We start from the raw sequence: 17,353 nt of genomic DNA, 5'->3' as shown, positions 1-17,353 counted from the left end.
GGATTGGCATATGAATGACCCTAGTTGTGTTGTAAAGAATCAATACTGTAAAGGCCAATAGACTTAAGGCTGAAGGAGGTGGAAGTGTAAAGAGATTCCACTCCAAGGCGGTAAATTATTCTTAAAGGACGAAAGGACCGGTATATACCTAACGGTTAAATTTGAACATTCCATAGGGTTTTCGCCCAGTGCGCCCAAAAACAAAAATAAAATACCTAATATGAAAAGAGGAAATAACATACTCCTAGTAATTTGGACTTTGGTCATTACATTGCAGTCTTATTCACAAAATGATGGATCTCATAGGGCCGAAGTACTTTTTACCCAACTAGATCCTTCGGGAACCAATATCAATTTTAAGAATCTACTTCATCAAACCAATCAGGATAACATATTTGTTTATAAAGGTTTTTATAAGGGCGGTGGAGTAGCTATTGGCGATATTAATAATGACGGACTTCTTGATATATATTTTACGGGAAATCAGGTAGGAGATAAACTGTACCTCAATAAGGGAGATTTAAAATTTGAGGATATTACCCTGGCAGCGGGGATATTGGACAAAGGGGGCTGGTCTACCCATGTCAGTATGGTGGATATTAATAATGACGGATTTAAAGATATCTACGTTTGCAAAAGCCTCTATGATGACAGGGAAGAATTACGTCAGAATGAATTATATATCAATAACGGTGACCTAACTTTTGTGGAAGCTGCAGCAGACTTTAACCTTGATGATAGAAATAGGACTACAGAGGCCAATTTTTTTGATTTTGACAGGGACGGGGATTTTGATGTTTTTTTGATCAATCAACCCAAAAACTCTTCATTTTTGGCACCTGCAAACAATGAAGAAAAAATATCTCCGACCCAAAATTATAGGTTGTTGGAGAACAAAGACCATAAATTTTATGAAATCTCCAATAACGGGGGTGTTAGCAATTTTGGTTATGGATTAAGTTCAAGTATAGGGGATTTCAATATGGACGGATGGCAGGATATTTACGTGGCAAACGATTATTTGGGCCCTGATTTTTTTTATATCAACAATGGAAATGGAACCTTTACCAATAAAATTTATGAGAATATAAAGCATACCTCTTATTTCAGTATGGGTACCGATTTAGGGGATATCAATAATGATGGTTGGTTAGATTTCGTTGTTCTAGATATGGTGGCCGAGGATAATTATAGGCTCAAAAGTAATATGAGCTCCATGAACCCCTCAGAGTTTTGGAACAATGTTAGTAGAGGTGGACATTATCAATATATGTTCAATACATTACAGCTTAACAACGGAGTGGACGTACATGGGAACATGCTTTTTAGTGAAATATCCCAAATGGCAGGTGTTTCCAACACGGATTGGAGTTGGTCCCCCCTATTGGCCGATTTTGATAATGATGGACGCCTTGATCTTTTCGTGACCAATGGGATTAGACATGAGATTGGAAATACCGATGCCTTAAAGAAATTGGACCAGTACATAGGGGATATTGATACAAACTACAATAATGAGGGCAACAAAAATTTTGACGTTTGGAAGTATGCCGATTTGGATAAGTTATTGTCTTTTTTTCCTTCCAATAAAATTCTAAACTATATGTATAGGAATGTCAATGGGATGAAATTTGAAAAAGTTTCTGAACAATGGGGTTTATCCCAAAAGACATTTTCAACAGGTGCAGCCTATGGAGATTTGGACAATGACGGGGACTTGGATTTGGTAGTTAATAATATAGATGAGGTGGCCTATGTATATAGGAACAACACCTCCGAGAAGAAAAAGAATAATTACTTGAGGATACATTTCAAAAAGGGCAAGTTAGGTCAAAGCTTTTTTGGGACTAAGGTTACCTTGTTTCATAAGAATGGGGTACAAATCTCACAATTGACCAATGCCAGAGGAATTAATTCCAGTAGTGAGGAAGTAGTACATTTTGGATTAAATCAAATCAACACTATAGACAGTTTAAGAATAGATTGGTTCAATGGTCAGTCCTCAATTTATAAAAAAATCAAGGTAAACCGAACATTGGCGTATGATCTTAATGATGCTAAAAATAGCCAAGCACCCCCTAATAAAATGGATTTAGTATTATTTGAAGATGTTTCCGATGCGGCGAATATAAATTATGTACATAAAGAAAATAAGTATGATGATTTTGGGCGTGAGATATTGTTGCCCCATCGCATGTCTACCTTAGGATCGGGAATTGCGGTTGCGGATATAGACGGCAATGGATTGGAGGATTTTTACATTGGTGGACCCAACGAAGGCTTAGGTAAACTGTATTTGCAACAAAATTCTGGTTCCTTTAGGGAAAGTCCCTTAAAGCTTATTCCTGACCTAAACAGGGAAGATATGGGGGCTGTTTTTTTTGATGCCGATAATGACGGGGATCAAGATCTTTTTGTGGTTTCAGGTGGTAATGAGTTTGAACTGGATTCGGAAAACTATCAGGACAGATTGTATCTGAACGATGGCAAAGGAAATTTTCAGCTAGCAGTAAACAAGCTGCCCTTGATTAAGGCAAGTGGATCTAGGGTAAAGGTTGCCGATTATGACAATGACGGGGATATGGATCTGTTCGTTGGCGGACGGCAAGTTCCAGGACGTTATCCCGAACCGGCGGATAGTTATTTGTTAGAAAATCAGCTCGTGGAAACTGGGGCCTTGGGTTTTGTAAAAACCAATACCAATGTATTGGATAAGTTGGGTATGGTGACCGATGCAGTTTGGACCGATTTTGATAGTGATGGGGATTTGGATTTATTGGTTACTGGAATGTGGATGCCAATCTCCATATTGGAGAATATAGGGGGGGATTTTGTTAATAGCACTGAAAAATTCAATTTGCAAAACACAACGGGATGGTGGTCTAGTATTTCAAGTGAGGATATGGATGGTGATGGAGATGCTGATTATGTTGTTGGAAATTTAGGATTGAATTATAAATACAAGGCAAAAGAAAATGAACCATTTTCCGTTCATTATGGTGATTTTGATGAAAACGGAAAAAATGATATCGTATTAAGTTACTATAATTACGGAACCCAATACCCCCTACGAGGCAGGTCTTGTTCCTCCCAACAAATACCGGAAATAAAAAAGAAATTCGCAACCTACAATGAGTTTGCATCATCAACCCTGCAGGATATTTACGGTGATTCCAACTTGAATAATGCCCTGCATTATGAGGCCAAGACTTTTGAAAGTGTCAGCATGGAAAATTTGGGGAATGGTAAATTCAATATTAGACCATTGCCCAATATGGCCCAAGTTTCCAACATTAATAGTTCCGTAATGTATGATTTTGATAAGGATGGTATAAAAGATATTGTTATAGCCGGTAATCTTTATGGCTCTGAAATAGAGACCACAAGAAATGATGCTAGCTTGGGTCTGTTTTTAAAAGGCCATGGCCAGTTTGTTTTTGAGCCCATACCTATGGGGAAATCGGGTTTGAATATTTCACAGGATGTAAAAGAGATGAAGCTTATTGTTTATAAAAACCATAAGGCCTTGGTAGTAGCGGTCAATAATGGTAGGGCACAATTGATAAAAGTGAATTGATTCAAGAGAGCCAATAATTTTTGGTTGACCAATGGCCAATATTAATCCAGTTTGATAAATGAATGGATTTTGATAAATAATGTGAATGGAAAAATCAAAACTTGCGAATAAAAGGTAGTTGGTTATTTATTTGGTTCTCTATTGGAATTTTGAAAACTGTTATGTTCCTCTGGATAGTGTCCCAATGCTCATTGGGTTGTTTTTTCAGGGATTTGTTTGTCCCAATCTGTACCAAAAGACCAAATTATTGGATTTGTTATTTATACTTGTTCGTGAAATAATTAACGGGTCGTTAAATCTAAATTTTAATTTTTGAAAAAGAGTACAATTTCCTTAAGGACACTTTTAATGATATTTTTTATATCCTCAATTATGGGGATATATGCCCAGGAAAAGGAAGTGAATATTACCAGCCTATTGAAGGAAATGGTGGATCGCGAGAAGATTACGCAGTTTCCATCTTCCAATTATCAATCCAAACAGGCAAGCAGCTATAATAGGGAATCGGTTTCTCCAGATCTGCCAGGTTGGTTTGCAGATAGTGATGGGGTGTCATTTGTTCGCAAGGAGGAAAACAAAGGAAAAAAAGAATGGGTGCTAATGGAGGATGTTGGGCCGGGTGTAATTACCAAAATCTGGGCAGTGTGCTTTTATTATGGGTTGGACAATACAGAGGGAGCAAATATTAATATATACTTGGACGACAATCCAAATCCCGTAATTTCCACTAATTTCTTCAACCTTGTACAAGGGAAAGATTTTATAAAACCTCCCTTTGCAGATGTATCGGCTAGGGCAGGGAATCTTTATTTTCCCATTCCATATGCCAAGAGCTGTAAAATTACCATGGATAAGAAAGCTTTTTATAATATCATTAATTTCAGAAAATACCCAATAGGTACCAAGGTGAGAACTTTTACTATGGAAGATTTTGATAAGGCTTCCAAGCTGAGAGACAAAGTGGGGACAATGTTAACTGAATACACACTTGCTAGTGGAGTCGTAAAGGAACAAGAAAAGTCTATTGGTCCTTCGGAGTCTATAATTTTTGACCTTCCAAAAGGAAATAATTCCGTTCAGGAATTTCAGATCAAGCTTACGGCTACTTCCAATATGGCCCAAGCCTTGCGCTCCCTGGTACTAAAGTCCAACTTTGATGATGAGGAAACAATATGGGCCCCTGTGGGCGACTTTTTTAACAATGTGGGTAAAATGCAACCTTATGATATGTGGGAGAGATCGGTTACCAAAGACGGCAATATGATTTGCCGTTGGGTAATGCCATATAAGAATAGCGGTCAGCTGGTTGTTGAGAATCTTGGAAAAGAAAAAGTGAAGGTTAAAATGTCCGTCACGACCAAGGAAATGAAATGGACCTCCAATACCATGCACTTTTACGCCACCTGGCAAACTGATGCACCTACCCCCACCTTCCCGCTATACGATTATAATTTTTTGAGCGCAACTGGCAAAGGAGTGGTGGTAGGTGATGAATGGTCTGTTCTTAACCCTATTGAAGGCTGGTGGGGAGAAGGGGATGAGAAAATATATATAGATGATGATTTGCAGGCCAACTTTCCATCTCATTTTGGAACAGGGACCGAAGACTATTACGGATGGGCTGGTGGTGTAGTGCCTACACCCAAAGATGAGTTTTCAAAACCATTTTTGGGAAATATTATTGTTGGTCAAAAATCGAAGGGGTACAATGTATGTACAAGAACCCGTGTATTGGATGCAATACCATTTAAAAACCAAATTAAATTTGATGTGGAATCGTCTTGTGGCAAACGCAGTAAATCCCATTTTCTTCAATATGCACAAACAACTTTTTGGTATGGTGTTCCGGGTGTGGTTCACAATAAGCCACCATTGCCAACGTACGCTGCGGCCAATCTACCCACTATATTGGACCTGGAAAGGGTGATGGAAAAAGCCAAAGGCACACAATATATTGTGGACAATGCTTTGGAAGCGGAACTGCTGCCCTTGGCCAGAGTAAGTAATGGTGTAATAGAAAATCTTCATGAAATTCCTATGTGGGGAGAAATAAGTTCTGGCGCTATGAAGAATTTGTGGTTCGAGAAACCTGGCGACTACGTCGAAATTAAGATAAGCGAGCAATTTGAAGCCTCCCGAATTTTTCTTTGCGCCGCTGTGGGACCTACTAGTGGAAGATTCGATATTGTTGTAAATGGGGTCAAGAAAATAGATCAAGACCTCTATTCACAACATGCCGGGGTCATAAATCCCTATTTGGACCTGGGAAAGTGCAACCCGAACGATAATTCGTTTGTGGTGCGTATTACATTCATCGGCCATAACCCGGATTCGGAAGGGATTGGCAATAAGTTTGCTTTGGGATTAGATTTCTTTCTGATTAAAAATAACTTCCTTAATAAAAAATAATAGCGATACAATATATTTATGAATTCTATATTAAAATCATTTATACTATTTACTCTATTGGTAAACATTGGTTGTGATACCAAAAAAGAATACGTTATTGAAACCGGATCGGTAACAAGGGTTATTGGTATAAATGAAGATGGCCAATTAAGTACCCTAGAGATACAAAATAACATAACGGGCAAGAATATGGTGCCAAAGAACAGAGAAGAATTTAGGCTCCGTATTTCGGAAGGGACCCATATTGAGGGCTCTGATAAGATCTTGAGCTCAGAGGACTTTGAAGTGATCAAGGTGCTACCGATGGACAATTCCTCCCTTGGTTTCCTCTTGGAGAATAAAGAACATGGATTGGAAGTTGAGGTTGTATATGAAGGTGAAAGGGGCGATTTTTATATCTATAAATACCTTAATATAAGATCGGAAGAGGCGGTTATTATAGAAAGGTTGGATGTGGAGACCATTGCTTTGGAAGATATGCATCAACCATATCAAATTAAAAAAATAACCTCACGGGGTATGGCCCAATGGAAACCTGGACTGGGCCAACCTCTTTATGCCGTGAAATCGGCTATGTTTTTTGGAGTGGAATTCCCAGCATCATCCAATTTTGTCGAGGATGGATCGGGATATTGTGGTTATCTATATGGTAAAGAATTAACAGCTGGGGAAACGTATACCACTTACAAAGGAGTTATCGGGGTAGGGGACGATCCTGCATATATTCAGGATACATTTTATGACTATATAGACAGGGTTCGTGCACGACCGTTAAGACTGCAGATTCAATACAACAGCTGGTTTGATTTTTATAGTGGGGTGGATAAGGAAAAATTTGGAATTAGTTTGTCAAAGGTCCATCAGGAATTGGTGGAGGAAAGAGGCGTGGATCCACTTAGTGCCTTTGTAATAGATGATGGATGGCAAGATGTACAGGCAGATTGGTCCAATAAATCATGGACGGTGAACGGGAAATTTGATCCAGACTTCAACACCAGTTTTAATAATGTAGCGGCTGTTCGGTCCAAACTTGGGTTGTGGATGAGCCCGGGCTGTCTTTTTGGGGCAGAACCTGCGGCGCAGAAACTTAAAGAGCAGGGGTTTGAAACCATGGGCAAATGGATGTCCATGGCCGGTCCTAAATATATGGATTTGTTGGAAGATAGAATACTGGAACTAACAAAACAGGGGGTGAATTATTTTAAATTGGATGGCGTGTTCGGACACCTTAATACTAGGGAATTTGAACTCCATGGTGATAAATACGGAATACCTTATATGCCGCAATTGGGAACAAAAGGATTATCGGCATCAGATGCACTACTAAACGATTCGAAATTTGATGAATTAAAAACTTATTATCTCGTTGCCGGAACAGAGCGGTTGATGGATCTGTTCAAGAAACAACATGAAGTAGACCCTACTGTGTATGTGGTGATATCCAATGGGGCGTATCTAAGCCCTTGGTGGCTAATGTACATAGATGCCGTGTGGATGATCAATGCTGGGGATGCAGCTGGCGGAAGCAATAGAACAGAGGAATTGGTCTACCGGGATGGAGTGTATTATGATACATGGAAAAAGGAAAATACACAGTTCCCATTAAATTCGGTCTTTAATCATGAACCCAAAAAAGTGGGAACCGGAGAAAGTCGGGAGGCATTTTCACAATATTTATGGATGAATCTGTCGCGGGGAACGGGTTTTATAGAACTGTATATTAAAACCCAAGAACTTTCACAGGATGATTGGGATGTTTTGGCAGATGGCCTGAAGTGGACGAAGTCTGTGTTTCCATATTTTAAAAGAGCAAGAATGCATGGTGGGGACCCAAAGGAAGCCCAGGTATATGGGTATACGGGCTGGAATGAAAACGGAGGGTATATATCTTTCCATAATCCTTCAGGAGATCAACGGACTTATTCGGTAATTTTAGACCGGAAATTAGGTCTTGTCAAGGGAAAGGATCACTTTCAGGTATCATCCCCATTGGCCAATAGCCCAGAATTTGTCAATAAAGGTTATAAGTATGGGGAAGAATTAAGAATTGTCCTAAAACCAGGAGAAGTAAAGATTTTGGAATTCCATTAATAACACATTAATATATAAGCTATTTACTATGAAAATAAATATCCTCAAATTGTTGATTTTGGCAATTTTGGTAATGTTGGCTTCCTGTACCGATAACAAACAGAATATGTATTCGGCAGGTGATCTTGATATTGGATTTGACCAATATGGGGCTATCAAGACTTTGGATGATTCCCAAAGTGGAAAGAATTACTTATATCAGGGTATGGACCCCAAATCCATTTTGGCAATCAGGGTTAACGGAGAATTGGAATATCCAGCATCTTGTGATATTAAGGAACTGGAGGATACTATTATGTTAAGCTATCCAAAAAATGGCATAGAAGCAGAGGTTGCTCTGAAAGAAAAAGAAGGGTACCTTACTTTGGAGCTTATGTCGATTACCAAAGAAAACGAAATTGAATTGGTTTTGTGGGGACCTTTTGAGACATCCATTAAAGAAACCATTGGAGAAACTGTAGGGGTGGTCCGCAACAAGGAATTTGCTATTGGAATTCAAGCCTTGAACAAAAGAACACTGGGCGGGTACCCTTCTGCCGAGGACGACTCAACACCCTCTTTTGATATTTTCGGAACTACTAGTTTGGTAGATATTTCAGATTCCCTAAACATACTTTATAGAGGACATACGGCTATGCCCAAAGATTATGGGAGTTCTTTACAGGCGTACACCAGAAATAGGAATCAGGAAAGGGTCATCCCTGCCATGGACCATGAGCAGTATGTGGCTCCGGCATTCGAGGACAAGGGTATAGTAGGCTCTAAAATCGCCTTGTTCGGGTGTAGCCCAGAAGAAGTGCTCAATACCCTTGAAGCAATAGAATTGGCAGAAGGCTTACCACATCCAACCATAGATGGGGTTTGGAGTAAAAGGGCTAAAACAGCTACTGCCGCCTATTTAATCCAAGACTTTGGGACAACAAATATTGATGATGCCATAGCCCTGACCAAAAAGGCAGGCCTGCAATACCTGTACCACCCCGGGCCATTTGTAAATTGGGGACATTTCGAATTACATAAAGAAGCATTTCCCAATAATTGGGATAGCATGAAAGAATGTGTAGAAAAGGCAGAACAGGAGGGAATTAAATTAGGTGCCCACACCTTGTCCAACTTTATAACCACCAATGACCCCTACGTAACACCTGTTCCAGATAAAAGATTGGCAAAGGTAGGGTCCAGTTTTCTTGTCAATGATATAGATGTAGAGGATAAAAATATCGAAATTAAAGATCCATCCTTTTTTAACCAAATGAGCAACAACAACCTTCACGCAGTGGTAGTTGGTGATGAAATAATTAGATACGAAAGTGTCACGGAAACGACTCCTTGGGTGTTGTTAAATTGTCAACGGGGAGCCTTTGGGACACAGGCTATTGGTCATAACCAGGGCGATAAAATTTCAAAATTGGCAGACCACGGTTATAAGACGCTTTTGGCCAATATGGAACTTGGGGTGGAAATGTCAACGATAATAGCGGATCTATATAATAAAACGGGTTTAAAACAAATATCCTTCGATGGTTTGGAAGGGAACTATTCAACAGGAATGGGCGCATACGGAGAGTTGTTATTTGTGGATGCATGGTATAGTAATTTGGAACCCGAGGTAAAGAATAATTATATTATGGATGCTAGTAGACCAGGCCATTATTTTTGGCACATGTTTACTCGTATGAACTGGGGAGAACCATGGTACGCCGGTTTTAGGGAAAGTCAGACTTCATATCGCTTATTGAATCAGGATTATTTTAGGAGAAATTTTATTCCCTGTATGTTGGGCTGGTTTAGCATGCGGGACAATACCAGCTTGGAAGACATAGAATGGATGTTGGCCAGGAGTGCTGCATTTGACGCCGGCTATGCGCTGGTCACCTCTGTGGATCTTGTTAAAAAGAACGGGTTTGGGGATGAGATATTGGAGAAAATAAAACAGTGGGAAAAGGCGCGACTCGCCGGAGCTTTTACCGAGGAACAAAAGAAGAGGATGGAAAATATCAATGATGAGTTCTCTTTGGAAACGGTATCGGAAAATAGTTGGAATTTAACCCCATATTCCGTTCAGCGCTTTGAGCACCAGCTGAAGATTAGACAACCTGGAGAGCCGGTTTGGTCAGAGTTCCAGTATAAAAATATATATTCCCAGCAGCCAATTAAATTTATTTTGACTACAAAGAATACCAAGGTATCCGGCATAACCATTGAGTTGGATGATTTCAAAAAAGTTAAATTGGATATCACTATAGACAAAGGAGAGAATCTGAAGTACGACGGTGGTAATGAGGTTGTGCTGTACGATAAATCCTGGAATAGAATAAAAAGCATCCCGATAGACCCAGAAAAACTTAATATCAGTAGTGGAGGTCATAAAATTAAGGTTGATTGTACCTTTTCGGCGCAAGAAGAGGCTAGTCTGAAGTTGGAAATCAAAACGGCTGGAAATCCAGAGAAAGTCGGGATATAATAATCTGGTTTTGATAAAATAGCAATCTATTTTTGAGCACAAAAAAGAGGAAAGGGTTGGGCTACAATTTGGGCCAACCCTTTCTGATATTTTTATATAGTTGGGCAGTATTCCAAAACCTCTGCCCATGGACCTCCATAACATGCCGGCCAAAGCGCATCGTAGAAAAGTCTAGGACAAAAGCTCATTTCTTAAAAGGTATACGGCTTAAATCTATAATAAACCTTAATTTGATGTTGTGTTTTCTTTATTTTCTGGAGGCTAATTTTTCGTAAAAGATCATCAGTAGGGGTGCAGGCTGGCGTGTTGGCCTTCGAATCCTGTAGGCGAAACTTACTTATTTAGAGGGATTACCTTTGGTTTTCCCTAATGGCCCCCGTCCCGTAAATGCAACTGGCTGTCCTTGTGGTCCAGACGCTTTAAAACAGCAAAGCCCGATCAAGTAAACTTGTCGGGCTTTTAATGTTGTAAATCGCAAACCAGTTGCGCTTAATCGTGGAGCCGGAGGGATTCGAACCCTCGTCCAAACAAGCAATTACAATGCCTTCTACATGCTTAGTTCCTAATTGGTTTTCGATGTGCACCTGACTAGAAACAGCCTAATACACACTTAGCTTCTTAAGTTTTGGTGATAGTGCCGAAGCTTCACTACCCTTGTGTTGACTTTGATGGTGCTTCTGAAAGGGACGCCGTCAACAAGGGCTTCCCAGAAACATCTCGCTTTCCCGCCTTGCGGGAACGAGGCTAAATCCTACTATGATTCAGATTAAGCGGCAAGAGCGTAATTATTTTCGCCAATTAAAAAGTGTGGAAAATGAGATTAACGAGCTGTAGCCCAGCGCTCGGCATGCTTACATTCCAATTGATCTCGCTGTCAAAACCAGTCGGCCCCTTCAATGAGATAGGTACGCTTTGCGTATCGTAATCCAACCTGCCTAATCCTAGGATACAGCCAGGTTTATTCCACTATACGCAGAAATATTCTCTCATCTTTTTTATCAATGAACTTTGTAACCATTTTTTGGGCGTTCCCTTTTTTTCTCCTGCAAGGTTTTCAAAACCTTGTAGGTGTCAAAAAAAAGGTCGGGCTATCGGCTATATTTTTTTGATCTTCACCCAAACATTGTCAAAGGAAAATCAAAAAAGATGCCGCCTCTATCCCTAACGAGGTCGCCAAAGATACTTCAAAAAGTATTCCAAAAAAAATTTTGCTAGTCAAGTTGTCATATGTTACATTTACAACTATTGGGTTTAATAAAGTTATAAATTTATTATTTATGAAGTTTGGGATAATTAGGGAACGCAAAAATCCGCCCGATCGCAGGGTGGTTCTAACACCTGAGGCCTGTGAGAGTGCAATGGGTACATTTAAGAAGGCAGAATTTATGGTAGAACCGTCTCCAATACGGGCCTTCCCTGATGAGGCATACCGGGAAAAGGGAATCCCTGTATCAACGAAAATGGATGCCTGTGATGTGCTTATAGGGGTCAAGGAAGTACCAATATCCAATTTGTTGCCCAATAAAAAATACTTCTTCTTTTCGCATACCATTAAAAAACAGCCCTATAATCAAGATTTGCTCAGGGCCGTTTTGGAAAAGAATATCGAATTGTACGACCATGAGGTCATTACCAATTCTAATGGAGAGCGTCTTGTGGCTTTTGGCAGGTATGCCGGAATAGTTGGGGCTTATAACGGAGTTAGGGCATACGGATTAAAATATGAAAGGTTTCAGCTGCCCAAGGCCGAGACCCTAACCGATCAACGGGCGTTGATAGCTGAATTGCGTAAGGTTGATCTTCCCAATATAAAAATAGTTTTAACCGGCAAGGGAAGGGTTGGAAATGGCGCAAAGGAAATGCTGGATGCCATGGGTGTTAAAGGTGTTGGCGTTCAGGATTATCTGGATAAAGATTTTGATGAACCCATATATTGTCAGATAGATGTACTGGATTACAATCGGCACAAGGACGGACTTCAAAAAGATATAGCTCACTTTTTTGCCCATCCAGAGGAATACCGTTCTAATTTTATGCGCTTTGCCGAAGTAAGTGATATGTATATAGCCGGACATTTCTACGGTGATGGGGCGCCTTACCTTTTTACCCGGGAAGATGCCAAACAAAAAAAATTTAAAATAAAGGTGGTTGCCGATATCAGTTGTGATATTGACGGTCCCGTGGCAACGACCATACGCTCCAGTACCATTGCTGATCCCGTTTATGGTTATGATCCTATTTCAGAATCAGAGGTAGACGTAAAGGATTCTCGGGCGGTTGCAGTAATGGCCGTTGATAATTTACCCTGCGAGTTACCTAGGGATGCCAGTATTGGTTTTGGCGAAGCCTTTGTTAAAAATGTAATCCCTGCCTTTTTTAATGGGGATAAGGACGGTGTTCTGGAAAGAGCCAGGATGACCAAAGATGGAAAACTTACGGATAGATATTCCTATTTACAGGACTATGTTGAAGGCAAAGGCATAGTAAACAGTAAACAGTAAACAGTAAACAGTATAGACTGCTCACTGTTTACTGTACCCTGTTCACTATTCTATCAATCCTTTATCCTTGTAAAGCTGTATGTATTGATTGCCCAAGGCATCGGAATCCTTGTATTTTTTTCGCAACTCAGTTAGTTTTTCCTTCATTTCAGAAACCACCTCGGCATAAGCTGGATCATTGTAGACGTTGTTGAGTTCCTGTGGGTCTTTTTCTCGATCGTAGAGTTCCCAAACATCTACATCGTAATAGAAATGTATCAGTTTATATTCTTTAGTGGCTATGCCATAATGTCTTTTTACGGCGTGTTCTGCAGGATATTCATAATAGTGATAGTATACGGCATCCCTATCCCATTTTTCTTTTTCGCCCTTAAGCAATGGCACTAGACTTTTTCCTTGCATATCTTCAGGAGCTGTTACACCGGCCACTTCCAAGAAGGTCTGTGCAAAATCCAAGTTCTGTACCATTTCATCTTCTGTGGTGCCAGGAGTAATTATATTGGGCCATTTTATAAGTAGCGGTGTCTTAAAGGATTCATTGTACATAAACCGCTTGTCGAACCAACCATGCTCCCCTAAATAAAAACCTTGATCGGAGGTATACACCACTAGGGTGTTTTCGGCAAGCCCTTCCTGGTCCAAATAATCCAAAACCCGACCAACGTTTTCATCAACTGCGGCAATGGTCCCTAAATAGTCCTGCATATAGCGTTGGTATTTCCATACCATTAGGGTAGAATCGTTCATGTTGGCATACTCCTTTTTAAAGGCCTCGTTAATGGGGCCGTACACTTTGTCCCATTCCGCTCTTTGTTCAGGATTAAATTTTCTAAGGCCTCCAATACCCAAATGTTCCTTAATATTTAATTCCTCCAGCACCTCATCTGTTATTTTTAAGTCATAGCGCAGGGTCATATGTTTTAGGATATTCATTTCTGCAGGTCCGGCCGTAGTTTCTCGGGAAGCATAATCGTCGAACAAAGTACTGGGTAGAGGATATGTATTCTTTGTAAATTCCTTGTAATGTCTAGGTGCAGGCATCCATGATCTATGTGGCGCTTTGTGCAAATACATCAACATAAAGGGCTTGTTGGGCTTTCGTCTTTTCTTTAGCCAATCCAAGGTGAGGTCTGTGGTAATATCGGTCACATAACCAGTAACGGTGGTGTCTCCAGTAGCTGTAATGAAACGGGGGTTGTAATAATCTCCCTGTCCTGGAAGTATTTTAAACTCGTCAAATCCTTTTGGATTATTGCCAAAATGCAGTTTCCCAAACATAGCCGTTTGGTAACCTGCCTTCTGTAATAGCTGTGGAAAGGTGACATTTGTGGTGTCAAATGGGGATATGTTATCTATTTTTCCGTTCATATGGCTGTGTTTTCCAGTTAGGATCACAGCCCTAGAGGGGGCGCAGATAGAGTTGGTAACGCTGGCATTGGTGAAAAGCATCCCTTCCTTTGCTATTCGGTCTATATTTGGAGTTGTAATAAGTCGGTCGTCATAGGCGCTAATGGCTTGGTATGCATGATCATCGGACATTATGAAAACAATATTCGGTTTTTGAGGGGCCTGCTCCTTGGCTTCTTCCTTACAGCTAGATACAATTAGGAATAATCCTGCGAAAATGATAGTTAATAATGAGGGTTTCATATGGCTTGTAATAAGATCTAAAATTAGAGGGTAAAAATAATATTTTGTTTTTGTATTACCAGTAATAAATTAACTAATTGTATTGGTTTAAAACCGCTTTAAAGGTCTTTATGAGCGCTTGCTGTTCCCTTGGGTAATTATCTGGCTGTATCGGGAATTTTTCTGCATTATCCCTATCCAAATTATAAAGTTCGCCATTGCCATATAATTTCCATGATTTGTTCTGAACGTATCGCCTGTTCCTAAACTTTCCCCAATTGGGTTCGTAATGGCAAAATATCCAATCCCGTTTTACGGTATTGTTCCCCAATAGCTGAGGGTAAAAGCTTAGACCGTCCAGTGTCATGTTTGATGATTTTTTGGTTCCGGCTATATCCAGTAAGGTGGGGAGGAAATCAGTAAAGTCAATTAAATTGTTGTTGGTGCTATTGGGGGCAACCTTGCCTTTCCATTGTACTATAAAAGGGACATGTGTCCCGGCCTCAGTAGTATGGCCTTTGTCGCCCCTAAGCGGATGGCCGTTTAGGGTAGATACAACATCCCTATCCGTTCCATTATCGCCAACAAAGAGAATGAGCGTATTCTCTAGAATTCCCAATTCTTCTGTTTTTTTCACTATCTGTCCTACGAGGGAGTCCATATAATGGACCATCTCCCCAAAGTAGGCAGGGTCATTGACCTTTGATCCTGGGGCAAAATCGGTAAATTTTTTGTTCTTTGGAGTCGGAACAAAAGGGTCATGGGTCAACACCATAGGGTAGTAGACGAAAAAAGGGCTTTCTTTATGCTTTTCCATAAAGTTGGTTATGTTTTTCAGAAAAATATCAGGGCCATATTCACCCGGGTATGTTTTTGTTCCGTCTTTTTTGCTACTTAATGTAGGATTTTTGTAACGTGAGCCCAATGTATCTATTTGCCAGAGGCAATAATCGTCAAATCCGGCCTTGTCTGGCCAGGTTCCTATTCTATTGCCGGCCAATTGTTGTTGACGGGCATTTCCCAGCAATTGCCATTTTCCGGCAACATAGGTAGTATATCCTGCTTCCTGCATATAATGACCGAAGGTCTTTTCATTGGGGTCCAACAAACCAAAGCCAATATAATTGCGAAAACTATACTTGGCAGTCATGATCTGAACACGGGAAGGAGTGCATAAGGGAGTGGCGTAGCAATGTGTGAATCGCATGCCCCCTTTGGCCAGTTGATCCAGGTTAGGGGTTTTATAACTACTGCCTCCATATGACCCTAAAGTTTCAATTCCCAAATCATCGGCCATGATGAGTATAATATTGGGTTTCTTTTTTTCTGTTTCCTTGACAGAATTTTTACAGGATATTAGATGTAAAAGGCCGATGGTCAAAAAGAGAAAAAAGAGATTGCGGTTCATAGGGGATCAATTTGGTTGGTTTGCAACCCTGTTCTCCATTTAGTGGTAGCAGTGGTTGTCAAAAGCAAATATATATCAATGTTGGAATAAGGCAAACCGCGCTTAATCCTAAAAACTGTTTCCCAGGTTTGTTGTGCCTTGCTGTCCCATAGCTTGGATAGGGACATGTTTCTTAGAAACCTCTAACATCATTTGCTTTTCTAACCAAACCGGAATAAAAAAATGCCGCATTTAAGCTGCGGCATTTTATAAAGTCCTTCTTATGTCTTAAAAATGTTTTCTAGGTCTTACAGGGAATTGACGGTTTTGCGGATAGCAACCAAATTGGTCAATAATTTTTCCAGGTAATCCAAGTGCAGCATATTGGCCCCATCACTTTTGGCATTGGAAGGGTCAAAATGGGTCTCCATAAAAATGCCGTCCGCACCTGTAACTATTCCGGCGCGGGCAATAGTTTCTATCATATCTGGCCGTCCTCCCGTTACCCCTGAGGACTGATTGGGCTGTTGTAGGGAATGGGTAACATCCAACACTACCGGAGCATATTGCTTCATGGTAGGGATGCCACGGAAATCTACAATCATGTCCTGGTAGCCAAACATGGTGCCCCTATCGGTTACCAATACCTGCTGGTTGTTTGAATCTAGGACTTTTTGCACTGCATGCTTCATACTTTCCGGGCTCATAAACTGTCCTTTCTTTAGGTTTACCACCTTGCCAGTTTCGGCGGCAGCCACCACCAAATCCGTTTGCCGGACCAAAAAGGCCGGTATTTGTAACACATCTACGTATTCCGCAGCCTTTTGGGCATCAGATACGTCATGGATATCCGTAATGGTGGGAACTTTAAAAGTTTCGGAAACTTTTCTAAGGATCTTTAAGGCTTTTTGGTCTCCAATGCCTGTAAACGAATCGACCCTACTTCGGTTTGCTTTTTTAAAGCTCCCCTTAAAAACATAGGGAATGTTCAATTTATCGGTAATAGAAACCACTCTCTCGGCGATTCGCATTGCCATATCTTCCCCCTCAATGGCGCAAGGGCCACAGAGCAGGAAAAAGTTATTGCTTTGGGTGTGTTTTATCTGGGGTACTAGTTCTAGTTTCATCCTTATTCTAATTTGTGGCAAAGATAAGGAATAGATATAAGCAAATTGTGGGCAAATGCTCCCTAAGTATCAACTGGGACATTGAGGTTATTACTAATGTGTTTTAGGTTTTTAACTAATCATTTATTGGGATAATTGTCGTAAATTATAAGGTCTAATCTAAAAACG

Annotated in this window: 8 protein-coding genes and 1 other RNA gene; 5 read left to right on the top strand and 4 right to left on the bottom strand. The window is 40.3% G+C overall.

Going from position 1 to position 17,353, the window contains the following annotated elements; translation table 11 throughout:
- Nucleotides 1–220 precede the first annotated feature (220 nt).
- The 4 genes from EHW67_RS11180 (at nucleotide 221) to EHW67_RS11165 (ending at nucleotide 10,541) form a co-directional block, all read left to right on the top strand.
- Nucleotides 221–3,577, top strand: coding sequence for a VCBS repeat-containing protein (locus tag EHW67_RS11180; protein WP_126162457.1), 3,357 nt, complete (start codon nucleotides 221–223; stop codon nucleotides 3,575–3,577).
- 312 nt (nucleotides 3,578–3,889) lie between these two features.
- Complete coding sequence (locus tag EHW67_RS11175; RefSeq protein WP_126162456.1) at nucleotides 3,890–5,986, top strand: glycoside hydrolase family 172 protein; 2,097 nt, start codon at nucleotides 3,890–3,892, stop codon at nucleotides 5,984–5,986.
- An 18-nt stretch (nucleotides 5,987–6,004) separates the two neighbouring features.
- Nucleotides 6,005–8,077 (top strand): alpha-galactosidase, encoded by a 2,073-nt coding sequence (locus EHW67_RS11170; protein ID WP_126162455.1) that lies wholly within the window; start codon nucleotides 6,005–6,007, stop codon nucleotides 8,075–8,077.
- Between the two features lie 28 nt (nucleotides 8,078–8,105).
- Nucleotides 8,106–10,541, top strand: a complete 2,436-nt coding sequence (locus tag EHW67_RS11165; protein ID WP_126162454.1) for a hypothetical protein — start codon at nucleotides 8,106–8,108, stop codon at nucleotides 10,539–10,541.
- Between the two features lie 493 nt (nucleotides 10,542–11,034).
- Here the strand turns inward: EHW67_RS11165 and ssrA are convergent.
- Nucleotides 11,035–11,433, bottom strand: a transfer-messenger RNA (tmRNA) gene (gene ssrA, locus EHW67_RS11160).
- 385 nt (nucleotides 11,434–11,818) lie between these two features.
- Between ssrA and EHW67_RS11155 the strand changes: the two genes are divergently transcribed.
- Nucleotides 11,819–13,042 (top strand): NAD(P)-dependent oxidoreductase, encoded by a 1,224-nt coding sequence (locus tag EHW67_RS11155; protein ID WP_126162453.1) that lies wholly within the window; start codon nucleotides 11,819–11,821, stop codon nucleotides 13,040–13,042.
- Nucleotides 13,043–13,087: 45 nt separating this feature from the next.
- On the opposite strand, the gene EHW67_RS11150 is transcribed toward EHW67_RS11155, so the two are convergent.
- From EHW67_RS11150 to kdsA, 3 genes are all read right to left on the bottom strand, one after another.
- Nucleotides 13,088–14,692: a sulfatase family protein gene (locus EHW67_RS11150; protein WP_126162452.1), complete on the bottom strand. Its 1,605-nt coding sequence runs from the start codon at nucleotides 14,690–14,692 to the stop codon at nucleotides 13,088–13,090.
- Between the two features lie 73 nt (nucleotides 14,693–14,765).
- Complete coding sequence (locus EHW67_RS11145) at nucleotides 14,766–16,079, bottom strand: sulfatase-like hydrolase/transferase (RefSeq protein WP_126162451.1); 1,314 nt, start codon at nucleotides 16,077–16,079, stop codon at nucleotides 14,766–14,768.
- Nucleotides 16,080–16,366: 287 nt separating this feature from the next.
- Nucleotides 16,367–17,185 (bottom strand): 3-deoxy-8-phosphooctulonate synthase, encoded by an 819-nt coding sequence (gene kdsA / locus EHW67_RS11140; protein ID WP_126162450.1) that lies wholly within the window; start codon nucleotides 17,183–17,185, stop codon nucleotides 16,367–16,369.
- Nucleotides 17,186–17,353 lie beyond the last annotated feature (168 nt).

Origin of the sequence: Arenibacter aquaticus, from assembly GCF_003957295.1 — a bacterium.
GTDB classification, from domain to species: domain Bacteria; phylum Bacteroidota; class Bacteroidia; order Flavobacteriales; family Flavobacteriaceae; genus Arenibacter; species Arenibacter aquaticus.
Note: the sequence above shows the minus strand (reverse complement) of the source record. Positions and strands in the feature narration are given on the sequence as shown.